We start from the raw sequence: 24,096 nt of genomic DNA on the forward strand, positions 1-24,096 counted from the left end.
CTGTTTTCGGTTCCGCAGTTTCCTGCTTGCGAACCGGTCGCTCACTCAACGTACTGACGATGATCCATCCGTCTTCCGACAGATAAACCTTCCTCTAATACTGTGTGAGGCTTCTGATACTTTTGCCTTGCAGCAGATCCATACGGATCGGCCGCCGCATTCCGCATCAAGCGCCCACACTTATCGGCTGTTAGTTTTTAAAGATCGATCCGCCCCACCCGCAGCACCTGAACCACCACCCGGCACTGCTTCGTTTGCGTCGCTGCGTCTGCAGCAGAGAAACGAGATTATGGAGAACTTTCACCGGATCGTCAACAGGTTTTTATCACTTGCTTAACCTGCCCACGCCGCTGAAGCCCTCGCCAACAAAGGCTTCCCGCCTCTCCGCGCCCCGGCGTCCGGAGCACGAAAGAGCGGAATTCTAGTCGCCACCATCGCGACTTGCAAGCGATATTTTGACAAATGTATTAACGATGTTTGAAAACCGGTTTGCGCTTTTCTACGAACGCGGCCATGCCCTCCTTCTGGTCTTCGGTAGCGAAGAGCGAATGGAACAGGCGGCGCTCGAAATGCACGCCCTCCGCGAGCGTCGTTTCATAGGCTCGATTGACCGATTCCTTGACCATCAGCACCGCCGGCAGGGGGAATTCCGCAATGGTGGCAGCCGCGCCAACCGCTTCGTCAAGCAACGATGCAGCCGGGATCACGCGCGAAACGAGTCCGGCGCGCTCGGCTTCGGCGGCATCCATAAAACGGGCGGTCAAACAAAGGTCCATCGCCTTTGATTTTGACACCGCCCGCGGCAAGCGCTGCGTGCCGCCCGCGCCCGGCATGATCCCGAGCTTGATTTCCGGCTGACCGAACTTCGCCGTGTCGGCGGCGAAAATGATGTCGCACATCATCGCCAGTTCGCAGCCGCCGCCGAGCGCGAAGCCCGCCACCGCGGCAATGATCGGCTTACGGATCGAGCGAACCGTTTCCCAGTTGCGCGTGATGTAGTCACCCTTGTAGACATCCATATAGGTGTAAGACGCCATCATGCCGATATCCGCGCCGGCCGCGAACGCCTTCTCGCTGCCCGTTACGACGATTGCGCCAATCGACTCGTCGCCGTCGAATTCGCGCAACGCAGCGCCCAGTTCGTCCATCAGCGCGTCGTTCAGTGCATTTAGAGCCTTCGGACGATTGAGAGTAATCAGTCCGACCCGCCCCCGCGTCTCAACCAGAATGTTTTCGTAAGCCATGCCACCTCCATAAGGGTTAATCGCACGCGAAAAACGCTTCGCGCATCGTTCGTAGTGATGCTACCATTCCCCAACCAACCGGTCGGTCAATTATTTGACAGGTCTTCTCCCAACGTACAGCCGAGCCCCTTTGCCATGACACATCCGCTATTCACCAAGCACGAAGACACGCTGCACAAAGCGCTCGCCGCGCTCGAAACGCGCGGCTACTGGAGCCCGTTCGCCGAGATGCCCAGTCCGAAAGTGTACGGGGAAACAGCCAACGCGGACGGCGAAGCCGCGTTCAAGGCGCACCTAGACAAGACGTTCGACCTGGACCAACCGTCGACGGGAGAGACCGTCGGCGCGGAAGTTTCGCCGTTCGGCTTCCCGCTCGGCGTGCGTTACCCGAAAGCCGATCCGAACGCGCTTATCGCCGCATCCACGACGGCGCAACGCGAGTGGCGCGCGGCCGGCCCGCAAACATGGATCGGCGTGAGCCTGGAAATCCTCGCCCGTCTGAATCGAGCCAGCTTCGAACTCGGCTACAGCGTGATGCACACGACCGGCCAGGCGTTCATGATGGCCTTCCAGGCGGGCGGTCCGCACGCACAGGATCGCGCGCTCGAAGCGGTCGCGTATGCCTGGGATCAACTGCGCCGGATTCCCGCCGACGCGCATTGGGAAAAACCGCAAGGCAAAAACCCTCCGCTCGCGATGCACAAGCGCTACACCGTCGTGCCGCGCGGCATCGGCCTCGTTCTAGGCTGCTGCACATTCCCGACGTGGAACGGCTATCCGGGCCTGTTCGCCGATCTGGCCACCGGCAACACGGTAATCGTCAAGCCGCATCCGGGCGCAATCCTGCCGCTCGCGCTGACCGTGCGCATCGCGCGTGACGTGCTGCGCGAGGCGGGTTTCGATCCGAATGTCGTCACGCTGCTGGCCACCGAGCCGAACGACGGCGCCCTCGTCCAGCAACTGGCACAGCGCCCGGAGATCAAGCTGATCGACTTCACGGGCAGCACCCAGAACGGCACCTGGCTCGAGCGCAACGCGCACCAGGCGCAGGTCTACACCGAGAAAGCCGGGGTCAACCAGATCGTTATCGACTCGGTCGACGACATCAAGGCGGCCGCCCGCAACATCGCGTTCTCACTGGCGCTGTACTCGGGCCAGATGTGCACCGCGCCGCAAAATATCTATGTGCCGCGCGGCGGCATTCGCACCGCAGACGGCACGCTCAGCTTCGACGAGGTCGCCCAGTCGCTTGCCGGTGCGGTGCAAAAGCTCGTCGCCGATCCGGCCCGCGCAGTCGAACTGCTCGGCGCGATCCAGAACGAAGGTGTCGTGCAGCGCATCGACGAAGCCGCCAAACTTGGCCGCGTTCTCGTCGCGAGCCAAACGCTCGAGCATCCGGCGTTTGCGGGCGCTCGAGTGCGCACGCCGCTCGTACTGCAACTCGACGCCGCGACCGATCATGCCCAGTTCACGAAAGAATGGTTCGGGCCGATCTCGTTCGTCATCGCGACGGACTCGAGCGCGCAGTCGCTCGACCTCGCTGGCGAGATTGCCGCCGAGCACGGCGCGCTGACGCTGGCGGTCTACAGCACGGACGACGCGGTGCTCGAAGCCGCGCACGAAGCGTCGATTCGCGGCGGTGTGGCGCTTTCGATCAACCTGACCGGCGGTGTGTTCGTCAACCAGTCCGCGGCTTTTTCGGACTTTCACGGCACGGGCGCCAACCCGGCCGCCAATGCCGCGCTGGCCGACGCCGCTTTCGTCGCGAACCGCTTCCGTGTCGTTCAAAGCCGCGTTCATGTTGAACCGAAGACGGCGCCGACGGTAGCTGGCTGAACGGCATAAGACACGGCTTCAACGCTACGCACGACTTCGTCCTATGCCGTTCGGCGGATGGACCGGGTCGTGCGCTCCGACTAGCATCAGACATCGGGTCGGCATCACGCGCCGACGCTAGCCGAGCCACCGTGCCCATCGGCCAAAGAGAGTTTGAGGAGACACCCCATGTCATATGAAGCGATCCGGCTGGACATCGACTCATCGAGCCACGTCGCCACCATCACGCTGAACCGCCCGGACAAGCTCAACAGCTTCACGCGCGCGATGCATCAGGAACTCGGCGCGGCGCTCGACCAGGTCGAAAACTCCGGTGCCCGTGCGCTTGTGTTCACCGGCGCAGGCCGCGGCTTCTGCGCGGGCCAGGATCTCGCCGACCTCGATTTCACGCCCGACGCGATGACCGACCTCGGCGCCGTGATCGATGAATTCTTCAATCCGCTGATCCGCCGTCTGCAGGCGCTGCCGTTTCCGGTGATCGCGGCGGTCAACGGCACGGCCGCCGGCGCGGGCGCCAATCTGGCGTTCGCGTGCGACCTGGTGCTCGCGGCTCGCTCCGCGAGTTTTATCCAGGCATTCGTGAAGATCGGTCTCGTGCCGGATTCGGGCGGCACGTGGTTCTTGCCGCAGCGCGTTGGCATGGCCCGCGCGCTCGGCCTCGCAATCACCGGCGACAAGCTCAGCGCCGAAAAAGCTGAAAGCTGGGGCTTGATCTGGCAAGTGCTCGACGACGCCGAACTGGCGCCGGCAGCGGCAAAACTCGCCGCCCAGCTCGCCCAGCAACCGACGCGCGCGATCGCCGCGATCAAGCAGGCGATGCGTGCCGGCACGACACAAACGCTCGACCAGCAACTCGATCTCGAGCGCGATCTGCAGCGCGAACTAGGCGCCTCGCATGATTATGCGGAAGGCGTGCAGGCATTTATCGAAAAACGCGCGCCGCGCTTCGAGGGACGTTGAGATGCCCACACAAACCACCCGGCCCGACCAAATGACGGCGGACGAACTCGCCCGCGCGACGGCCGCCGCGATGTACGAAAACGACGCCTGCAGTCGCGCGCTCGGGCTCGAGATTCTCGAAGTGCGCCCCGGCTATGCGCGGCTGCGCATGGCGGTGCGCGACGACTTCCTGAACGGGCATCAGATCTGCCACGGCGGGCTGATCTTCACACTCGCCGATTCGACCTTCGCGTTCGCCTGCAACACCTACAACGTCAATACAGTCGCCGCCGGCTGCTCGATAGAGTATCTGCGGCCGGTCCACGGCGGCGACGTGCTGAGCGCCGAAGCGGTCGAACAAACATTGAGCGGGCGCACTGGAATCTACGATATTCGCGTGACGAATCGCGCCGGCGAGACTGTCGCAATGTTTCGCGGCAAGTCGGCGCAAATCAAGGGTAACCTGATTCCCACCGGCGACTAACGATTGGCGGCGGCCAGCCAGAACCGCCCACGCGGGCAATTGTCCGCGTGGCGCTCTGGCGCCAATGCGTCACATATCAGACCCAGATACTGAGGCAGCAAGGAGACATTCGATGAGCACCGCTCTTCCGCTCGATCCGATCGAGACCGCCAGCCGCGACGAGCTCGCCGCGCTCCAACTTGAACGGCTCAAATGGTCGCTCACCCATGCGTATGAAAATTCGTCGGTGTATCGGCGCAAGTTCGACGAGGTCGGCGTTCATCCGGGCGACGTTAGGTCGCTCGCGGACATCGCTCGGTTTCCGTTCACGACGAAAAAGGATTTGCGCGACAACTACCCGTTCGGAATGTTCGCCGTGCCCCAAGAGCAGATTTCGCGAATCCATGCGTCGTCTGGAACGACCGGCAAGCCGACTGTCGTCGGCTATACGGCGCGCGACATCGACACGTGGGCGAATCTCGTCGCCCGTTCGGTACGCGCCGCCGGCGCGAAGCGCGGCGACAAGGTGCACGTGAGCTACGGCTACGGCCTCTTCACGGGCGGCCTCGGCGCGCATTACGGCGCCGAGCGCGCGGGGCTCACCGTGATTCCGTTCGGCGGTGGCCAGACCGAAAAGCAGGTGCAGCTGATCCAGGATTTCCGGCCGGACATCATCATGGTGACGCCGAGCTACATGCTGTCGATCGCCGACGAATTCGAACGCCAGGGTATCCACCCGGCCAGCTGCTCATTGCGCATCGGCATCTTCGGCGCTGAGCCGTGGACCAACGACATGCGCGAGGCGATCGAAAAACGTATGGGCATCGACGCGGTCGACATCTACGGTCTTTCCGAAGTGATGGGCCCGGGCGTCGCCTCGGAGTGCGTCGAAACCAAAGACGGTCCGACGATCTGGGAGGACCATTTCTATCCCGAGATCATCGACCCCGAAACGGGCGAGGTACTGCCCGATGGCGAACTCGGCGAGCTCGTGTTCACGTCGCTGACGAAAGAAGCGCTGCCGATCATCCGCTACCGCACGCGCGATCTCACGCGCCTGCTGCCGGGCACCGCCCGCACGATGCGGCGTATGGAAAAGATCACGGGCCGCTCGGACGACATGATGATCGTGCGCGGTGTCAACGTGTTCCCGACCCAGATCGAAGAACTATTGCTCAAGCAGCGCGCGCTGGCGCCGCACTATCAGATCGTGCTGACGAAGGAAGGGCCGCTCGATGTGTTGACGCTGAACATCGAACCGTGCCCCGAAAGCGCGCCGGATACCGCGGCGCTAACCACCGCGAAAAACGCGCTGGCTTACGACATCAAGGCGCTGATTGGCGTGAGCGCGGTGGTGAACGTGCTGCCGGTGAATGGAATCGAGCGCTCGGTGGGCAAGGCGCGGCGCGTGATAGACAAGCGCAAGTCGGGCCTCTAAGTCGGGCAAGATGCAACGGGCAACGACGCGCAGCGTACGAGCCCAACGAAAAACGGCGTCACGCACGGATTCTGATCCACACGTGACGCCGATTTCAACGACATCTATTTGAGGCTCCGCGGTAGCCTCAAACCCGCCTTGCGAAAACTGCTGCTAGTCAAACGGCAGTCACGCTTCCGTCTCCGCCCCACCGCCTCACGAATTCGGCAGCAGCAACCACATCCTGCCGCCCTGCTTCATCTTGCCAGCCAGATCGCCGGCATCGTCGCCGAGGCCCCAGAAGTAGTCGGCGCGCACGCCGCCTTTGATCGCGGTACCAGTATCCTGCGCGAACACGAGACGGTTCATTGGCGAATTCGTCAGCGGCCGCGTGGTCTGCAGGAACACCGGCGTGCCGAGCGGAATCGCGCTCGGATCGACCGCAATCGAGCGCTCCGGCGTCAACGGCACACCGAGCGCGCCGATTGGACCGTCCGCGCCGCCGCTCGGCACACTTTCGGCCGACGGCATCTCGCGGAAAAACACGAAGCGCGGATTGGTGTCGAGCAGGCCATCGACGCGCGTCGGATTCGCGCGGGCCCATGCCTTGATGCCCTGCATCGTCGCCTGCGCCGGCGTGATCTCGCCATGATCGAGGAGCCAGCGCCCGATCGACTTGTACGGCTGATTGTTGGTCCCGCCAAAGCCGACGCGCATCACGCTGCTGTCTTCCATCACGATGCGCCCGGAGCCTTGCACCTGCAGAAAGAACGCTTCGATCGGATCGTCGACCCACACGAGTTCGTTGCCGCTGAGCGCGCCCGAGCGTTCGAGCTGGGCGCGAGCCGGCAACGGCGCCCCCGCGCGATAGCCGGCGGGCCAGCGGTACAGCGCGGTCTGATACACGCCGTGCCGCGTGCGCGAGCCCCGCAGCAGGGGCTCGTAGTAACCGGTGACCAGACCGTCGAGCGTGCCGTCGCTATTCGCGAGTTGGAACGGCGTGAAGTAGGCTTCGAAGAAGGCGCGCGCGCTGGTGACGTCGAGATCGTCGATTTGCGCGGCCGCCGCGCACGCACGCGACCAGTTCGGCTGACGCGCGAGCCTCGTGCAGTTTTGCCGCAATGCGGCGGTCGCGCCGATCAGCGAGTCGTCCTGCCAGCCCGGCACCTGTTGCCATGCAACCGCGGTCAGGCGCGCCGACGCGATCTGGCCGGGGATGATCGCCGCACCGCTCGGCGGTGAAGGCCGGATCGCGCCGCCGCCACCGCAGGAGGCAAGCAACACTGCAACCGACAACGCTCCAAGCCACGCGCCGGCCCTGCGGATAAAACACATACAATGTTCGTTCTTGATGGAAACCGCCATGTCTGATCTGTTCGACGAATACCCGATGCTCATCTTCGCGCTGGAATCGCTGGTCGCGCTATTCCTGCTCGTCTTTATCGTTGTGTGGACGTCGTCCGGCAAGAAAAAAGCGCGACGTGCCAGCTCGGCGGAACGGTCCCAACAGCAAAAGCCGCATTGACCTTGACCTGCGGGCTGCACGCAGCACCGCGCAACCCCTCGTGCATCGAGTGCTCGCCCGAGCGCTCATCCAACCTGCCACTCAACTGCCCGCTGCTTCGCGCGCCCACAAGAACTCATTAATGACCGCGCAGGACCGCGCCGGTTCAATGCAACGTTCGCGGCATGCGCAATACGAACTCCGGCACCGGCGCCTCGAAGCGCTCGCCATCCTCCGCCACGCAGAAATAATCGCCGCGCATCGTGCCGACCGGCGTCGCGATCACTGCCCAACTCGTGTATTCGAAATGCTCGCCCGGTTTGAGCAGCGGCTGATGACCGACCACGCCCAGGCCTTTGACTTCCTGCACGGTGTTTTCGCTGTCGGTGATGATCCAGTGACGCGCGATCAACTGTGCAGGCACCTGGCCGGTGTTACGGATGGTCAGCGTGTAGGCAAAGGCGTACTGGCGACGCTCCGGGTCCGATTCTTCGGGCAGGTATTGCACCTGCGCCGACACGCTGAATTCGTACTGGCTCATCCTGATTCCGATCTGATCAAACGGGCTGTGAAAAATCGTGGGAGGCCCCGAACGCCAATGGTCTGCCGGTGCAGCGGCGATGCGGCGCTCATGGAGTGGCATTCTGCTTGATGCGCGGCATGGCCGCAACCAGACACGTCTTCCGACCAGGAGTGTCTAAGACGTTGGGACACGGCTGCTTGCCGCGTCGCCTTTCGATGCCATTGTTGCGCCGGCAGTTTGCGACGTTTCATCGCGCGATTCCGCCACGCCAACCGCGGCCTGCACGCCGGTCCGCACGCGCAAAACCGGTAAAATGGCGCTTTCCCGCTTGCATCCGCCTCCCGTCATGACGCAATTTCGCATCGCCCCCAGCATTCTCTCCGCCGATTTCGCCCGTCTGGGTGAAGAGGTCCGCAACGTCGTCGCTGCCGGCGCCGACTGGATCCACTTCGACGTGATGGACAACCACTACGTGCCGAACCTGACCATCGGCCCGCTCGTTTGCGAAGCGATCCGCCCGCACGTCGACGTGCCGATCGACGTGCACCTGATGGTGCGCCCGGTCGACCGCATCGTGCCGGACTTCGCGAAAGCCGGCGCGAACCTGATCAGTTTTCACCCGGAAGCGTCGGATCACATCGACCGCACGCTGTCGCTGATCCGCGATCACGGCTGCAAGGCCGGCCTCGTGTTCAATCCGGCGACGTCGCTGAACTATCTCGATCATGTGATGGACAAGGTCGACCTCGTGCTGATCATGTCGGTGAATCCGGGCTTTGGCGGCCAGTCGTTCATCCCCGAGGCGCTCAACAAGCTGCGCGAAGCGCGCAAGCGCATCGACGCGTACAGCGAGCGCACCGGCCGAGAGATCCATCTCGAAGTGGACGGCGGCGTGAAGGTCGACAACATCGCGGAAATCGCGGCGGCCGGCGCGGACACGTTCGTGGCCGGCTCGGCGATCTTCGGCCAGCCCGATCACAAGGTCGTGATCGACAAGATGCGCGCCGCCCTCGCCACCGTCCAGCGCTGACCTGACGATGACTGCTCCGTACCCCGCCCCGTCCTTTGCCGGCCCGCGCCTCGAAGCCGCGATCATCGACCTCGACGGCACGATGATCGACACCGCCGACGACTTCACCGCCGGCCTGAACGGCATGCTTGCTCAGCTCGACGCGGAGGAAACGACGCGCGAGGAAGTGGTCGGCTATGTCGGCAAGGGTTCGGAGCATCTGATCCGCAGCGTGCTCGCCCCGCGCTTCGAAACCGAACACGCGCAAGAGCGCTTCGACGAAGCGCTCGCGATCTATCAGGCAGAGTATGCGAAGATCAACGGCGTGCACACGCGGCTTTATCCGGACGTCGAAGCCGGTCTGCGCGCGCTGCGCGACGCGGGCCTGAAGCTCGCCTGCGTGACCAACAAGCCGCACCGCTTCGCGCTCGAATTGCTGCAGCAATACGGACTCGCGCAGTATTTCAGCGTCGTGCTCGGCGGCGACAGTCTCGCGAAAAAGAAACCGGACCCGCTGCCGATGCTGACCGCCGCCGCTCAACTCGGCGTCGAACCGAGCGCCACGGTCGCCATCGGCGACTCGGAAAACGACGCGCTGGCGGGCCGCGCGGCCGGCATGGCGACGCTGACCGTGCCCTACGGCTACAACCACGGCCAAGCTATACAAACAATAAAATCCGATGGTATAGTTGCCTCGCTGCTCGACGCCGCCAAGGCGATCGCAGCGCACCAATCCACGACTTAACAGTCCTTCATCTTCATGTTTCTGAATAAAAAACGGAGTCTGATTAGCATCGACCGGGGAGCCTGGCCCTGGCGTCGCTGGTCGCGCTAACCTCGCCTGAGGTACGCTGAAGCTCGTCTTCGGCAACCGTTTTTTACTTCGCTGCGCTTACGCGCTTCTTCCATCGTCTTATATTTGCGCTGCTGCTTCGGCTGATTGAGCCTGCGCGTACCCGCAAGGTACCGTTGCTCACCCGCACCGCTCGCACGCGCCGATGGAAGACCCGCGCCGGTCGGTATTATCGTGTCGAGAATGTCGACCCATGCCCTGACCGGAGGCGCCTTGCCCCGCTTTGCCCGACGCTTGCTGCCGCCGGACCACCGTACAGGATCGGAACATGACCGAACTCGAATTCCAGTCCCTCGCCAACGAGGGTTTCAACCGCATTCCGCTGATCGCCGAAGCGCTCGCCGACCTCGAAACGCCGCTGTCGCTGTACCTGAAGCTCGCGCAGACCGAGCGCAACGGCGCAAACTCGTTCCTGCTTGAATCGGTGGTCGGCGGCGAACGCTTCGGGCGTTATTCGTTCATCGGGCTGCCGGCGCGCACTCTCGTGCGCACGCGCAACGGCGTGTCGGAAGTGGTGCGCGACGGCAAGGTCGTCGAAACGCACGACGGCGATCCGCTCGCCTTCATCCAGCAGTTCCAGGCGCGCTTCAAGGTCGCGCAACGCCCGGGGCTGCCGCGCTTCACGGGCGGTCTCGCCGGCTACTTCGGCTATGACGCGGTGCGCTACATCGAGAAGAAGCTCGCGCACAGCGCGCCGAAAGACGATCTGAACCTGCCCGACATTCAGTTGCTGCTGACCGAGGAAGTCGCCGTCATCGACAACCTCGCGGGCAAGCTGTATCTGGTGGTCTACGCGGACCCGACCCAGGCCGAGGCCTATACGAAAGCGAAGCACCGTCTGCGCGAACTGCGCCAGCGGCTGCGCGTCACCGTCGAGCCGCCCGTCGTGTCGGCTAGTGTGCGCACCGAGATCTACCGCGAGTTCGCGAAAGACGATTACCTGGCCGCCGTGCGCAAGGCCAAGGAATACATCGCCGCCGGCGAACTGATGCAGGTGCAGGTCGGCCAGCGCCTGACCAAGCCGTACCGCGACAATCCACTGTCGCTGTATCGCGCGCTGCGCTCGCTGAATCCGTCGCCGTATATGTATTACTACAACTTCGGCGACTTCCACGTGGTCGGCGCGTCGCCGGAAATCCTGGTGCGCCAGGAAAAGCGCGGCGAGGACCGTATCGTCACGATCCGCCCGCTCGCTGGCACGCGTCCGCGCGGCAACACGCCCGAGCGCGACGCCGCGCTCGCGACCGAACTGCTGAACGACCCGAAGGAAATCGCCGAACACGTGATGCTGATTGACCTGGCGCGCAACGACGTCGGCCGCATCGCGCAGATCGGCTCGGTCGTCGTGACCGACAAGATGGTGATCGAAAAATACTCGCACGTGCAGCACATCGTCAGCTCGGTCGAAGGCAAGCTCAAGAGCGACATGACCAATTTCGACGTGCTGCGCGCCACCTTCCCGGCCGGCACGCTGTCGGGCGCGCCGAAGGTCCGCGCGATGGAGCTGATCGACGAGCTCGAACCCATCAAGCGCGGCCTCTACGGCGGAGCGGTCGGTTATCTGTCGTTCACCGGCGAGATGGATCTGGCCATCACGATCCGCACCGGCGTGATCGCGAACGGCAATCTGTATGTGCAGGCGGCCGCGGGCGTGGTCGCCGATTCAGTGCCGGAATCCGAATGGCAAGAGACCGAGAACAAGGCGCGCGCGGTGCTGCGCGCTGCCGAGCAGGTCCAGGACGGCCTCGATAGCGACTTCTGACCGGAGACACACCATGCTGCTCATGATCGACAACTACGACTCGTTCACCTACAACCTGGTGCAGTACTTCGGCGAACTCGGCGAAGACGTGCGCACCTACCGCAACGACGAAATCACACTCGATGAAATCGCCAGGCTGAACCCCGAGCGCATCTGCCTGTCGCCGGGTCCGAGCAATCCGCAACACGCGGGCATCACGCTCGACGTGCTGCGCGAATTCTCCGGCAAGACGCCGATTCTCGGCGTGTGCCTGGGCCACCAGGCGATCGGCGAGGCATTCGGCGGCCGCGTCGTGCGCGCGCAAACCATCATGCACGGCAAGGTCAGTACGATCGAAACCGACTGCAAGGGCGTGTTCGCGGACCTGCCGAAGCATTTCACGGTGACGCGCTATCACTCGCTCGCGATCGAACGCGAATCGCTGCCCGACTGCCTCGAAGTATCGGCATGGACCGAAGACGGCGAAATCATGGGCGTGCGCCACAAGGAACTCGCCGTCGAAGGCGTGCAGTTCCACCCGGAATCGATCCTGTCCGAACACGGCCACGCGCTGCTCGAAAACTTCGTCAAGCAGTCGAAGCTGACCGTCGGCGGCAAGGCTGCGCATCATCCGGCTTCCCGCAATGCCTGACCAGAAGAGAGACGAGATCATGTCCATTACGCCCCAGGAAGCCCTGCAGCGGACCATCGAACACCGCGAGATTTTCCACGACGAAATGCTGCACCTGATGCGCCTCATCATGCGCGGTGAGCTGTCACCGGTGATGTCGGCAGCGATCATCACCGGCCTGCGCGTCAAAAAAGAGACCATCGGCGAAATCACCGCGGCCGCCACGGTGATGCGTGAATTTGCCCGGCACGTCGACGTGCAGGACAACTCGAACTTCGTCGACATCGTCGGCACCGGCGGCGACGGCGCGCACACGTTCAACATTTCCACGGCGACGATGTTCGTATCGGCCGCGGCTGGCGCGAAGGTCGCGAAGCACGGCAATCGCGGCGTATCGAGCAAGTCGGGCAGCGCGGACGTGCTCGAAGCGCTCGGCGTCAACATCGATCTGCAACCGGAACAGGTCGCGGCATCGATCGCTGAAACGGGCATGGGCTTCATGTTCGCGCCGAACCATCATCCGGCGATGAAAAACGTCGCGCCGGTACGCCGCGAGCTCGGCATCCGCACGATCTTCAACATCCTTGGGCCGCTCACCAATCCGGCCGGCGCGCCGAATCAGCTGATGGGCGTGTTCCACCCCGACCTCGTCGGCATTCAGGTACGCGTGATGCAGCGCCTCGGCGCCAGGCACGTGCTCGTCGTGTACGGGATGGACGGCATGGACGAAGTGTCGCTCGGCGGCGCCACGCTGGTCGGCGAGTTGCGCGACGGCCAAATCCGCGAGTACGAAATCCATCCGGAGGACTTCGGCATGCAGATGGTGTCGAATCGCACGCTGAAGGTGGCCGACGCGAACGAGTCGAAGGTCATGCTGCTCGACGCGCTCGACAACAAGCCCGGCGTCGCGCGCGAGATCGTCACGCTGAACGCCGGCACCGCGCTCTATTCGGCGAACGTCGCGGCCACGATCGCGGACGGCATCGTGCTCGCGCGCGAAGCGATCGCGAGCGGCAAGGCGCGCGCGAAGGTCGACGAACTGGTGCGCTTCACCCAGCAATTCAAGCAGTAATCACGTAGCGAGACATTTATGAGCGACATTCTCGACCGCATCATCGCGGTCAAACGCGAAGAAATCCGGGCGGCCGAGCAGAGCGTGCCGCTCGAAGCATTGCGGCTCGAAGCGTCGTCGCGCGATCTGCGCGACTTCGTCGGCGCAATCCGCGCGAAGCACGCGGCCGGTCTCGCCGCGGTCATCTCCGAAGTGAAGAAGGCGAGCCCGTCGAAGGGCGTGCTGCGCGAGCACTTCGTGCCGGCCGACATCGCGCGTTCGTATGAAAAGCACGGCGCGGCGTGTCTGTCCGTGCTGACCGACGTGCAGTTCTTCCAGGGCAGCGTCGCCTATCTGCAGCAAGCGCGCGCCGCGTGCCAGTTGCCGGTGATCCGCAAGGACTTCATCGTCGATCCGTATCAGGTCGTCGAAGCGCGCGCGATGGGCGCCGACGCGATCCTGCTGATCGCCGCCGCGCTCGAAACCGCCGAGATGCAGGACCTCGAGGCGCTCGCGCATTCGCTCGGTCTCGCGGTGCTCGTCGAAGTGCACGACAGCGATGAACTCAAGGAAGCGCTGACGCTGAAGACGCCGCTGATCGGCATCAACAACCGCAATCTGCGCACCTTCGAAACTTCGCTCGACACGACGCTCGGCATGCTCGACGCGATTCCCGACGACCGCATCGTCGTGACCGAATCGGGCATCCTGTCGCGCGACGACGTCGAGCGCATGCGCGCGCGCAACGTGCATACGTTCCTCGTCGGGGAAGCGTTCATGCGCGCGGACGAGCCGGGCGTGGAGCTTGCGCGGATGTTTTTCTGAGCACGGCGCTCGCATAAGCCAAGACACGTACCATGAGCATGGAACGCGAAATCAAGCTGGCACTGCCGGCTTCGCAGGTGCAGGCGGCGACGCAGTGGTTCGCCGCGCGCGCCGGCAAGAAAGGACGCGCGATCAAGCTCGTGAACATTTACTTCGACACGCCGCAGTTGACGCTCGCGTCATCGAAGAGCGCGCTGCGTCTGCGTCAGACGCCGGACGGCTGGCTGCAGACCTTCAAGACGGTCGGCACGGCAACCAACGGCCTGCATAGCCGGCACGAATGGGAAATGCCGGTCGCCGGCGCGAAACTCGAAATCGATTCGTTGCTGAACGCTTGCGACGAACCCGCCGCCGCGGACGCTCTGAGACAGGCCGCGCCTGCGCTGATCGAGCTGTTCCACACCAATTTCACCCGCACGCTCTGGCTGCTCGACACCGACGGCGCTCAGATCGAGGCAGCGATCGATCAGGGCGACGTGCTCGCCGAAGTCGACGATGAAGCGCGTCGCGCGCCAATCTCGGAGATCGAGCTCGAACTGAAGTCGGGCGACGAAGCGGCGCTTCACACGCTGGCCGCCGAACTCGGCAAACGGATTGCCGGCCTCGCACCGGATGACATCAGCAAGGCGCAGCGTGGCTATCGGTTGCGCGCGGGGTAAGCGCGGAATGGGTGTGGGTTGCCGAAACCCGCGGCGCCTCATGCGCTCGCTCGCCGCAACTTGAGCTAGCCAGCGTTTGCTGCGACACTTCCCCGCCATGACCTCCGCTACCCGTACCCGCTCCAGTTCGCCGCAGGCGTCGTTGTTCGACGATGCCGCGCCAGCTCCCGCCGCAGCCTCGGCCGACGCCACCACCGCCGCCCCGCCCACGCTCGAAGCCCAATTCGCCGCGCTGCCGGCGGCTTGGCGTGCGCATTTGAAACCCTTCATCGACAGCGACACCTACGCGCCGCTGTGCCGCTTCGTCGACGGCGAGCGCGCTGCCGGCAAAACCATCTATCCGGCCGACGTGTTCCGCGCGCTGCGCCTGACGAGTCCCGACGAAGTGAAAGTCGTGATCCTCGGCCAGGACCCGTACCACGGCGAAGACCGCGGCACACCGCAGGCGCACGGTCTCGCGTTTTCGGTCGCGCCGCACGTGCGGCCGCCGCCGTCGTTGCGCAACATCTTCAAGGAAATCGGCGCGAGTCTCGGTCACGCAACGCCGCAGCACGGGTGCCTCGACAGCTGGGCCAGACAGGGCGTGTTGCTGCTGAACACGGTGCTGACCGTCGAGCGCGACAGCGCCGCGAGCCACGCGAAACGCGGCTGGGAAAAATGCACGGACACGCTGATCCACGAACTGGCTACGCGGCATCAGAATCTCGTGTTCATGCTGTGGGGCGCGCATGCGCAGGCCAAGCGCGCGCTGCTCGGCGGCAAATCGCACTATGTGCTGGAGGCGCCGCATCCGTCGCCGTTGTCCGCGCATCGCGGCTTTCTCGGTTGCGGTCATTTCGCGAAGGCGAACGAATATCTAATGCAGCACGGCCGCGAGCCGATCGACTGGCGTCTGCCGGACGACGCGCAAATGCTTGCGTGACGGCGTCGCCGTCGGAAGATGTCGATACCAAGCGAAAACGCCACGGAGGGTGAACCCATCCGTGGCGTTTTTTATTTCACCGCTTGCGCCGCATCGAAGCGGCGCAATGCGATACGACGAAGCCGCTTAGACCGCGGCGATCGCTTCGCGTGCCGAGCTCAGCGCGGCGGTCGCGGCGTCCGGGCCCATGTTCAGGCCTTCGGCGTAGATGAAGTTCACGTCGGTCATGCCGAGGAAGCCGAGGAAGCTCTTCAGATACGGCGTCTGGCTATCGTTCGGCGTGCCCAGATACTTGCCGCCGCGCGCCGACACGACGTAGACCTTCTTGCCCGTCACGAGGCCTTCCGGGCCGTTCGCGGTGTAGCGGAACGTGATGCCCGCACGCGCGATGAAGTCGAAGTACGTCTTCAGTTGCGACGAGATGCCAAAGTTGTACATCGGCGCGCCGATCACGATAACGTCGGCGGCTTGCAGTTCAGCGATCAGCGCTTCGCTGCGCGCGGCGATGGCGGCTTGTTCCGGCGTGCGCTGCTCGGCCGGCGTGAAAAACGCGCCGAGCACGGCGTCGTCAAGGTGCGGCAGCGGTTCGGCTTGCAGGTTACGGACGACGACTTGCGCGCCCGGATGCGACTGTTGCAGCTTTTCGGTCAGTTCGTTGACGAGAAGTGTCGAGTTCGCGCCTTGCGAACGGGCTGCCGAGTTGATTTGCAGGATCGTGGTCATGGTTGACTCCAGTAGGGGCGCGCAGTGTTGCGCGAGTGGAGCCATTGTGTTTTTTTATCGAGCGGCGAAAAAGCCGTCCGGCGGCGACGGATTGTTGCATGGGTAGAACAATCCACCGCCCTCCTCCGCCGATTGGCGACGAGACGAGCGACGATCGATGGACCGCCCGGTGCGGCCCATCGCCACGCCGTTCACTTCGTCAGCCAGCGCTCGAGGGCTTTGCGCGCGGCGGGACGGTGATCGCTGACCGTGAGCTTGTAGCGCGCCACTTCGGGACCGTCGAGCTTCACCTGCGTGACCCGCAGCTCATCGCGGCGGAACGCGTGCACCTCGACTTTCGCGCCCGGCTGGTAGCGCGCCAGCAGCGCATCGATATTCCCGCCGGTCACGCGCAGGCCATCGAGCGCGATCAGCACGTCGCCAGCGGAAAGGCCGGCTTTCTGCGCGGCACTGCCCTCATGCACCGTCGCGAGCGCGCAGTCCGCGCCGCCGCGCAGCCGCACGCCGAGCGACGGCTTGCCGTTCTTGTCGACGTCCGGCGCGAGCGTCACGCCAAACGGCGCGAGCAACGCGTCGAGCGGCAGATCGCGCGTGCCGCGCACGCCCTCGGCGAACAGTTCGGCGAGTTCCGCGCCGCTCGCTTCCGCAAAAATCGCCTCGATCTCGCTTTCGTCGACGCCGACCGGCTTGCCGCGATAAAAATCACGGCCAAAGCGCTTCCAGAGCAGACGCATCACGTCGTCGAGCGATTTCTGATTGCCGGTTTGCGCGCGGATCGTCAGATCGAACGCGAGCGCGATCAGCGAGCCCTTCGTGTAATAGCTGACGATCGCGTTCGGCGCGTTCTCGTCCTGCCGGTAGTACTTGACCCATGCGTCGAACGAGCTTTCGGCGACGCTCTGCTTCAGGCGCCCGCTGCCGCGCTGCACGCCGCCGATCACCTTGCCGAGAAGGCCGAAATAGTCGTCCTGCGAGATCACGCCGCTGCGCACGAGAATCAGGTCGTCGTAATACGACGTGAAGCCCTCGAACAGCCACAGCAGCGACGTGTAGTTTTCGACGCCGAGGTCATACGGCGCGAACACGGCCGGCTTGATCCGCTTCACGTTCCACGTGTGGAAATACTCGTGGCTGCACAGACCGAGATAAGTCCGGTAGCCCTCGCTCATCGCATCGCGGCCCTGCACCGGCAGATCGGTGCGATTGCAGATCAGCGCGGTCGATGCGCGATGCTCGAGACCGCCGTAACCGTCGGTGACGGCCTGCGTCATGAACACGTAGCGCTCGACCGGCGCCTTCTTCGATTTCGGTTCGAACAGTGCAATCTGCGCCTCGCAGATGCGCTTCAGGTCGCGGCACAACCGCTCCATGTCGAGCCCGATCACTCGGCCGCCGATCACGACGTCGTGCGGTACGCCGTGCGACTTGAACGTCGCGAGCGCGAACTCGCCGAGCGTCACCGGATGGTCGACCAGCTCGTCGTAGTTCTGCGCGCGGTACTCGCCGAAGCCGTAGCGCCGGGTGCCGCGCGCTTCCGGCAGCGCGGTCGCGACGCGCCAGTCGCGATACGCGGCGCCCTGCGGCTTCTGTATATCGACCACGCACTGCGCGTCTTCATGCCCGAGCGGCGACAGGAACACGCTCGTGCCGTTGAAAAAGCCGATGGTGTCGTCCAGATGCGCGGCGCGCACCGACATGTCCCATGCGTACACCTCGTAGCGCAGCGTCAACGCTCCCTTGACCGGCGCGGCCAGCCACGTGTGCTTATCGACCTTCTCGACGCGCACCTTGCGGCCCGCGTCGTTGACCGCGCGCAGCGTCACGATGTTGCGCGCGAACTCGCGCACCATGTAGCTGCCCGGAATCCACACCGGCAGCATGAAACGCTGGCCGGCCGGATCGGGATCGGCGACGGTCACGGTGACTTCGAACAGGTGGGCGGCGGGGTTACTCGGAACGATGGTGTAGCGTATCGGCTTCATCGGCGGCGTTTGGGAGTGTCAGGAGAGTGAGGCGAAGAAGTTCGGGGCTCGATGCGAAAGGAGGCGCTGCGTGCGCCTCCTTTCGTTTGAACGTTGCATCTGTTGCGCGCCCGGGGCGTGCTTGACGCTGCGTGCAGCGCACTGTTCAGTGCACGGCCGACAGTTCCTTGTCGAGCCGGTCTGCCGGCACCGCGCCGGGCAGGCGGCGGCCGTCGGCCAGGAACACCGTCGGCGTGCCCTCGACGTTCATCGAACGGCCGAGCGCGAGGTTCTTGTCGATCGCGGCGGTGTCGCAGGTGGCGGCGGCGGTCGGCGCCTGACGGTCCTGCATCCACGATTCCCACGCCTTCGCGCGATCGGCCGAGCACCAGATCGACTTCGACTTGGCCGTCGAATCCGGCGACAGCACCGGGTACAGGAAGGTGTAGACCGTCACGTTATCGATCGACTGCAGCGTTTTTTCGAGCTGCTTGCAGTACGGGCAGTTCGGATCGGAGAACACCGCGATCTTGCGTGCGCCGTTGCCGCGCACGACCTTCACCGCGTCGCCGAACGGCAGGCTGGCGAAGTCGATGCGGTTGGTTTCCGACAGGCGTGCTTCGGTCAGATTCTTGCGCGTCTTGGAGTCCACCATGTCGCCGAGCATCAGGTAGTCGCCGCTCGCATCGCTGTAAATGATCTGCGTGCCGAGGTTCACTTCGTACAGGCCCGCGATCGGCGTCTTCGACACGCCCTTGATCGTCACGTCGGACAGGCGATTTTGCAGGGTGGCTTTGAGCTTGTCGGTGGTCTGGTCGGCCTGCGCCGAGCAGCCGAGCGTGACGGCAGCGATCGCGAGGGCGGTGGCGGCGATGCGGAAAGTCTTTTTCATGCGGGAGTCCTGGAGGTCATTCGCGCACCTGCGCGTTCGTTACGTTCCGGCCGCGCGCTTTGGCCGCCTATCGGTTCGATCAGGCTCGATCACGTTCGATCAGGCTCGATCAGGTTCGATCGGGTTCGGATAAGGGCCGGATAGGGGCGGATCGCAGCGCGTCGATCCGGTCATGATACCTGTCCCGGGCGCCCGTGACCGGCCATCGGCTATCCGCGCGACGCCTCGTTGCGGTTTACCCCAGCGCCGCCGACACGAGCCAGCGCTTGATGAACGGCTGCGCGCCGACGAACGCCATGCCGGTATTGCGCACGGCGCGCGCGAGCGGACCGGGCACCGAAAACAGTTTCTGCAGGCCGTCGGTAGCGATCATCAGCGCGCGGATGTCTTCGCGGCGCGCGCGTTCGTAGCGACGCAGCAGCACCATGTCGCCGAGATCGCGAAACGACTCCTTGCCGCCGACCGTGCTCGCGAGCGCGGCGACGTCGCGCAAGCCGAGGTTCATGCCCTGCCCCGCCAGCGGGTGGATCAGATGCGCGGCATCACCGACCAGCGCGACACGCGGCGCGACCAGCCGGTCGACGGTTTGCAACGCGAGCGGGAAGCCCTGCGCGGGCGTGACACACTCGAGCGCGCCGAACTGTTCACCGCTCACGTGCTCGACTTCGGCGGCGAGCCGCTCGGGATCGAGCGCGAGCAACTGCTCGGCGTGTTCGGTGCGGGCCGACCAGACCAGCGACACGTGGCCGTCCGGCATCGGCAGCAACGCGATGATCTCGCCGTCGCGGAACCACTGATACGCGGTTTCGCCGTGCGGTTTCGCTGCCTTGAAATTGGCGACCACGCCGATCTGCCGGTAGTCGCGGCGCACCATCTTCGAGCCGATCTGGGCGCGCACCCACGAGTGCGCTCCGTCCGCGCCGACTACGAGGTCCGCTTCGAGCACGTTGCCGTTCGCGAGGCCGACGCTCGCGCTGACGACGGAGAAATCGAGCGCCTGCGCGCGCGTGTCGATCCATGTGAGGTTCGGCTGGAAACGCAGCGCGGCATCGAGCGCGCGCTCGATCACCGACGACTCGACGATCCACGCAAGCTGCGGCACCGATGCCTGAAACGCGGAGAAATGCAGTTCGGCGTGCGCGTCGCCGTAGACGCGCATGTCGTAGACGGGACCGAGCCGTGAGTGATCGAGCGCCTGCCAGACCCGCAGCCGTTCGAGCAAGTCCTGCGAACTCGACGACAACGCATAGACGCGCGAGTCGAAGGCAGCACCCGCCGGCAGCGCCGCGCAAGGCTGCGCGAGCAGTGCGACGCGCAGTCCGGCTTGCGTGAGCGCGAGCGCCGCGGTCTTGCCGACGAGCCCGCCGCCGATCACGGCGGCATCAAAGGTCTGGTGGTGTGCGTTCATGCGCGCATTATAGCCGCGGGGGGTGCGGGGGACGGATCGACGGGCGCGGGCATCTGGGCTCCATGCGCGGGCCCCTGATGGGTCGTGCTAACGCGTCGCGGCGCTCGCCGCGAGCGCCGCGTTCGCCTCGCGCATGCGCATGAAATCGCGATCGGACGAGAGGTTGCGCCATGCGGCCGCCTCGAGCTCGGCCTTGCGATCGCGCTGATCGCTGCGCACCGCGCAGTCGGGGAAGACGCGGTCGAACACGCTCCACAGCGAGTCGTAGTCGTTCTTGTCAGCGAACCGCGCGATGTCGGCGCGATCTTCGTGCGACAGGTGGGTCGACAAACAGTCGATCGTCTGACGGTCCGTGGTTGCCTGGGCTTCGTCGAAATCCGGCGCGACCCATGCCGCGACCACGCCCACCACGATCGCGGCGGCGACGCCAATTCCGACCCATCTCATGATTCGCACGCTGGTCCCCCGGAAATGGAGCTCTGCCGGCTTTGAACTGACGATTCTACAGTGGCGATGCGCAAATGCGCCGCCCGGTCCGCGCGGGCGAACGGGTTACAATTGCGCTTTCCGTGAAAACTCGCACTCAATCGTCGAGCCAACGCCCCGATTCGGTGACTTGTCCGCTCCGCTGAGCCTGCCGCGCCCCTCCTAACGCCAAGGCTTTCCGAATCCGCGCGCAGCGTCGAGCGCATCACGCAACCTACTGATTCACTGAAGGATTTCCATGAGCCTCCAATGCGGCATCGTCGGCCTGCCTAACGTCGGCAAGTCCACCCTGTTCAACGCACTCACGAAGGCGGGCATCTCCGCTGAGAACTATCCGTTCTGCACGATCGAGCCGAACGTCGGCATCGTCGAGGTGCCGGACACCCGTCTGAAGGCGCTTGCCGAAATCGTCAAGCCGGAGCGCATCCTGCCGGCGGTGGTCGAGTTCGTCGACATCGCGGGTCTGGTGGCCGGCGCGAGCAAGGGCGAAGGCCTCGGCAACCAGTTCCTCGCGAACATCCGCGAAACCGATGCGATCACACACGTCGTGCGCTGCTTCGAGGACGACAACGTGATTCACGTCGCGAACAAGGTCGATCCGCTGTCGGACATCGAGGTGATCAACACCGAACTCGCGCTTGCCGACCTCGGCACCGTCGAAAAGGCGCTCGCGCGCTACTCCAAGGCGGCCAAGTCTGGCAACGACAAGGAAGCCGTGAAGAACGTGGCGGTGCTGGAGAAGGTCCGCGCGCAACTCAACCAGGCGAAGCCGGTCCGCGCGCTCGATCTGAGCGATGAAGAAAAGGCCACGCTCAAGCCTTTCTGCCTGATCACCGCGAAGCCGACGATGTACGTCGCCAACGTGAAGGAAAACGGCTTCGAGAACAATCCGCACCTCGACGCGGTCACGAAGTTCGCGGCCGCGGAAGGCTCGCCGGTCGTGGCCGTGTGCGCGGCGGTCGAAGCGGACATCGCCGATCTCGACGAAGCCGACAAGGAAGTCTTCCTCGCCGACATGGGCATGGAGGAGCCGGGCCTGAACCGCGTGATCCGCGCGGGCTACAAGCTGCTCGGCCTGCACACCTACTTCACGGCCGGCGTGAAGGAAGTGCGCGCGTGGACGATCCACATCGGCGATACGGCGCCGAAGGCGGCCGGCGCGATCCACACGGACTTCGAGCGCGGCTTCATCCGCGCGCAGACGATCAGCTTCGCCGACTACATCACCTACAAGGGTGAACAAGGCGCGAAGGAAGCCGGCAAGATGCGCGCGGAAGGCAAGGAGTACGTCGTGCACGATGGCGACGTGATGAACTTCCTGTTCAACGTGTAAGCGCGAAGCGGCGCACACTGCGCTGCCCGAGTAAGGCCCGCGAACCCTCAGGGGTTGCGGGCTTTTTTGTTTGCGCGCTACGACTTGCGCAACGCGTCAAATTTCAAACAGGGTAATGGTCGCGGAACACACTATCCCGCACCTCGCCATGCTCTGCATGGCCCGGGATCTTCCCGAACCACCGCCCATTTATTTCCTTTCCATGACAGCCGATGCTAAATTTCGGCTTCCGGCGCGCCGCCACCCATGGTCCGCGCCACCCGGCCACCGACGCCGGAATGTCATCGAACACAAATAGAATCGCGCGATTCGCGTCCGCGCCCTTATGAACAGGAGATAAATCGATGAATTACAAGCCGCTGTTCCGCTCACTTTCCGTCGCCGCTGTATTGAGCATCGGCATCAGCCAGGCGGCTCACGCCGCGACCGAAATCCAGTTCTGGCATGCGATGGAAGCCGCACTGGGCGAACGTCTGAACGACATCGCGAACGACTTCAACAAATCGCAGAGCGACTACAAGATCGTGCCCGTGTTCAAGGGCACCTACGACCAGACCCTCGCCGCCGGCATCGCCGCCTATCGCAGCGGCAACGCGCCGGCGATCCTGCAGGTCTACGAAGTCGGCACCGCAACGATGATGCAGGCGAAGAAAGCCATCGTCCCGGTCACGCAGGTCTTCAAGGACGCGGGCGTGCCGCTCGATCAGAAGGCCTTCGTGCCGACCATCGCCAGCTATTACAGCGACTCGAAGACCGGTGAGCTGATCTCGATGCCGTTCAACAGTTCGACGCCGGTGCTGTACTACAACAAGGACGCGTTCAAGAAGGCCGGCCTCGATCCGAACCAGCCGCCGAAGACCTGGGCCGAGTTGCACGCCGATGCGCAGAAGCTGAAGGCCTCGGGCATGTCGTGCGGCTATTCGTCGGGCTGGCAGAGCTGGATTCAGCTCGAGAACTTCAGCGCGTGGCACGCGGCGCCGTTCGCGTCGCGTAACAACGGCTTCGACGGCATGGACGCCCAGCTGGAATTCAACAAGCCGCTGCAGGTCGCGCACATCCAGTTCCTGCAAAGCATGGCGAAGGACGGCACGTTCACCTATGTCGGCCGCAAGGACGAACCGGTGTCGAAGTTCTATAGCGGCGACTGCGGCATCATCACGAACTCGTCGGGCTCGCTCGCGACGATCAAGAAATACGCGAAGTTCAGCTTCGCCACCGGCATGATGCCGTACGACGACAGCGTGAAGGGCGCGCCGCAGAACGCGATCATCGGCGGAGCGAGCCTGTGGGTGCTGTCGGGCAAGGACCCGGCCGTCTACAAGGGCGTCGCAAAGTTCCTCGCGTATCTGGCCACGCCGCCGGTCGCCGCGAAGTGGCATCAGGACACCGGCTATCTGCCGATCACGACCGCCGCATATGATCTGACGCGCCAGCAGGGGTTCTACGACAAGAACCCGGGCAGCGACACCGCGATCCGCCAGATGCTGAACAAACCGCCGCTGCCGTACACGAAGGGTCTGCGTCTGGGCAACATGCCGCAGATTCGCACCGTGATCGACGAAGAACTCGAGCAGGTGTGGGCGGAGAAGAAGACGCCGCAACAGGCGCTCGATTCGTCCGTCTCGCGCGGCGACGAACTGCTGCGCCGCTTCGAAAAGGCCGGTAGCTAAGCATCG

24 protein-coding genes are annotated in these 24,096 nt (G+C 64.2%); 16 read left to right on the plus strand and 8 right to left on the minus strand.

The window, feature by feature from the left end; genetic code table 11:
* A partial coding sequence (locus AB3X95_RS30565; RefSeq protein ID WP_368623304.1) for a hypothetical protein occupies positions 1-337 on the plus strand: 337 nt, incomplete at its 5' end.
* 130 nt (positions 338-467) lie between these two features.
* Here AB3X95_RS30565 and AB3X95_RS30570 read toward each other — a convergent pair.
* Complete coding sequence (locus AB3X95_RS30570) at positions 468-1,244, minus strand: enoyl-CoA hydratase (RefSeq protein ID WP_176124331.1); 777 nt, start codon at positions 1,242-1,244, stop codon at positions 468-470.
* 135 nt (positions 1,245-1,379) lie between these two features.
* Here AB3X95_RS30570 and paaN point away from each other — a divergent pair, with 135 nt between their 5' ends.
* From paaN to paaK, 4 genes are all read left to right on the plus strand, one after another.
* On the plus strand, positions 1,380-3,080 hold the full coding sequence (paaN, locus tag AB3X95_RS30575) for a phenylacetic acid degradation protein PaaN (protein ID WP_368623305.1): 1,701 nt from the start codon (positions 1,380-1,382) through the stop codon (positions 3,078-3,080).
* Positions 3,081-3,248: 168 nt separating this feature from the next.
* On the plus strand, positions 3,249-4,040 hold the full coding sequence (gene paaG / locus AB3X95_RS30580; protein WP_368623306.1) for a 2-(1,2-epoxy-1,2-dihydrophenyl)acetyl-CoA isomerase PaaG: 792 nt from the start codon (positions 3,249-3,251) through the stop codon (positions 4,038-4,040).
* 1 nt (position 4,041) lies between these two features.
* A complete protein-coding gene (gene paaI / locus AB3X95_RS30585; RefSeq protein ID WP_176124328.1) occupies positions 4,042-4,503 on the plus strand; it encodes a hydroxyphenylacetyl-CoA thioesterase PaaI in 462 nt (153 codons plus the stop codon).
* Positions 4,504-4,615: 112 nt separating this feature from the next.
* Entirely contained in the window at positions 4,616-5,920 is a 1,305-nt protein-coding gene (gene paaK / locus AB3X95_RS30590; protein WP_368623307.1) for a phenylacetate--CoA ligase PaaK, read from the plus strand.
* Between the two features lie 195 nt (positions 5,921-6,115).
* Here the strand turns inward: paaK and AB3X95_RS30595 are convergent, their stop codons facing one another.
* A complete protein-coding gene (locus AB3X95_RS30595; protein WP_368623308.1) occupies positions 6,116-7,234 on the minus strand; it encodes a murein transglycosylase A in 1,119 nt (372 codons plus the stop codon).
* A 28-nt stretch (positions 7,235-7,262) separates the two neighbouring features.
* Between AB3X95_RS30595 and AB3X95_RS30600 the strand changes: the two genes are divergently transcribed.
* Positions 7,263-7,424, plus strand: coding sequence for a hypothetical protein (locus tag AB3X95_RS30600; protein ID WP_176124326.1), 162 nt, complete (start codon positions 7,263-7,265; stop codon positions 7,422-7,424).
* Positions 7,425-7,569: 145 nt separating this feature from the next.
* On the opposite strand, the gene apaG is transcribed toward AB3X95_RS30600, so the two are convergent.
* A complete protein-coding gene (apaG, locus tag AB3X95_RS30605) occupies positions 7,570-7,944 on the minus strand; it encodes a Co2+/Mg2+ efflux protein ApaG (RefSeq protein ID WP_176110233.1) in 375 nt (124 codons plus the stop codon).
* 328 nt (positions 7,945-8,272) lie between these two features.
* Between apaG and rpe the strand changes: the two genes are divergently transcribed.
* The 8 genes from rpe to AB3X95_RS30645 all read left to right on the plus strand — a co-directional run bounded on the left by rpe (position 8,273) and on the right by AB3X95_RS30645 (position 15,617).
* Complete coding sequence (gene rpe / locus AB3X95_RS30610; RefSeq protein ID WP_176124324.1) at positions 8,273-8,956, plus strand: ribulose-phosphate 3-epimerase; 684 nt, start codon at positions 8,273-8,275, stop codon at positions 8,954-8,956.
* A 7-nt stretch (positions 8,957-8,963) separates the two neighbouring features.
* Positions 8,964-9,680 (plus strand): phosphoglycolate phosphatase, encoded by a 717-nt coding sequence (locus AB3X95_RS30615; protein ID WP_176124323.1) that lies wholly within the window; start codon positions 8,964-8,966, stop codon positions 9,678-9,680.
* Between the two features lie 376 nt (positions 9,681-10,056).
* Positions 10,057-11,550, plus strand: a complete 1,494-nt coding sequence (trpE, locus tag AB3X95_RS30620) for an anthranilate synthase component I (protein WP_176124322.1) — start codon at positions 10,057-10,059, stop codon at positions 11,548-11,550.
* A gap of 13 nt (positions 11,551-11,563) precedes the next feature.
* On the plus strand, positions 11,564-12,181 hold the full coding sequence (locus AB3X95_RS30625) for an aminodeoxychorismate/anthranilate synthase component II (protein WP_176124321.1): 618 nt from the start codon (positions 11,564-11,566) through the stop codon (positions 12,179-12,181).
* Between the two features lie 19 nt (positions 12,182-12,200).
* Complete coding sequence (gene trpD, locus AB3X95_RS30630) at positions 12,201-13,232, plus strand: anthranilate phosphoribosyltransferase (RefSeq protein WP_368623309.1); 1,032 nt, start codon at positions 12,201-12,203, stop codon at positions 13,230-13,232.
* A gap of 18 nt (positions 13,233-13,250) precedes the next feature.
* The gene (gene trpC / locus AB3X95_RS30635) at positions 13,251-14,036 is read left to right on the plus strand and encodes an indole-3-glycerol phosphate synthase TrpC (protein ID WP_176367424.1); all 786 of its coding nucleotides are present in this window, start codon (positions 13,251-13,253) and stop codon (positions 14,034-14,036) included.
* Positions 14,037-14,068: 32 nt separating this feature from the next.
* Positions 14,069-14,695: a CYTH domain-containing protein gene (locus AB3X95_RS30640; RefSeq protein WP_176367425.1), complete on the plus strand. Its 627-nt coding sequence runs from the start codon at positions 14,069-14,071 to the stop codon at positions 14,693-14,695.
* A gap of 97 nt (positions 14,696-14,792) precedes the next feature.
* Positions 14,793-15,617, plus strand: coding sequence for a uracil-DNA glycosylase (locus tag AB3X95_RS30645; RefSeq protein WP_368623310.1), 825 nt, complete (start codon positions 14,793-14,795; stop codon positions 15,615-15,617).
* A gap of 126 nt (positions 15,618-15,743) precedes the next feature.
* Here AB3X95_RS30645 and AB3X95_RS30650 read toward each other — a convergent pair whose 3' ends face one another.
* From AB3X95_RS30650 to AB3X95_RS30670, 5 genes are all read right to left on the minus strand, one after another.
* Entirely contained in the window at positions 15,744-16,340 is a 597-nt protein-coding gene (locus AB3X95_RS30650) for an FMN-dependent NADH-azoreductase (RefSeq protein ID WP_176124317.1), read from the minus strand.
* A gap of 191 nt (positions 16,341-16,531) precedes the next feature.
* Positions 16,532-18,322, minus strand: coding sequence for a M61 family metallopeptidase (locus AB3X95_RS30655; RefSeq protein WP_368623311.1), 1,791 nt, complete (start codon positions 18,320-18,322; stop codon positions 16,532-16,534).
* A gap of 145 nt (positions 18,323-18,467) precedes the next feature.
* Positions 18,468-19,193: a DsbC family protein gene (locus AB3X95_RS30660; protein WP_176124315.1), complete on the minus strand. Its 726-nt coding sequence runs from the start codon at positions 19,191-19,193 to the stop codon at positions 18,468-18,470.
* 235 nt (positions 19,194-19,428) lie between these two features.
* A complete protein-coding gene (locus AB3X95_RS30665; protein WP_176124314.1) occupies positions 19,429-20,601 on the minus strand; it encodes a UbiH/UbiF family hydroxylase in 1,173 nt (390 codons plus the stop codon).
* An 87-nt stretch (positions 20,602-20,688) separates the two neighbouring features.
* Positions 20,689-21,048 (minus strand): hypothetical protein, encoded by a 360-nt coding sequence (locus AB3X95_RS30670; RefSeq protein ID WP_176367474.1) that lies wholly within the window; start codon positions 21,046-21,048, stop codon positions 20,689-20,691.
* Positions 21,049-21,325: 277 nt separating this feature from the next.
* Between AB3X95_RS30670 and ychF the strand changes: the two genes are divergently transcribed.
* Together ychF and ugpB are read left to right on the plus strand one after the other, a co-directional pair.
* The gene (gene ychF, locus AB3X95_RS30675; protein ID WP_368598677.1) at positions 21,326-22,420 is read left to right on the plus strand and encodes a redox-regulated ATPase YchF; all 1,095 of its coding nucleotides are present in this window, start codon (positions 21,326-21,328) and stop codon (positions 22,418-22,420) included.
* A 344-nt stretch (positions 22,421-22,764) separates the two neighbouring features.
* Entirely contained in the window at positions 22,765-24,090 is a 1,326-nt protein-coding gene (gene ugpB / locus AB3X95_RS30680) for a sn-glycerol-3-phosphate ABC transporter substrate-binding protein UgpB (RefSeq protein WP_368623312.1), read from the plus strand.
* The last annotated feature ends 6 nt before the right edge of the window (positions 24,091-24,096 follow it).

Origin of the sequence: Paraburkholderia sp. BR13444 (genome assembly GCF_040948755.1) — a bacterium.
In the GTDB taxonomy this organism is placed as follows: Bacteria; Pseudomonadota; Gammaproteobacteria; order Burkholderiales; family Burkholderiaceae; genus Paraburkholderia; species Paraburkholderia youngii.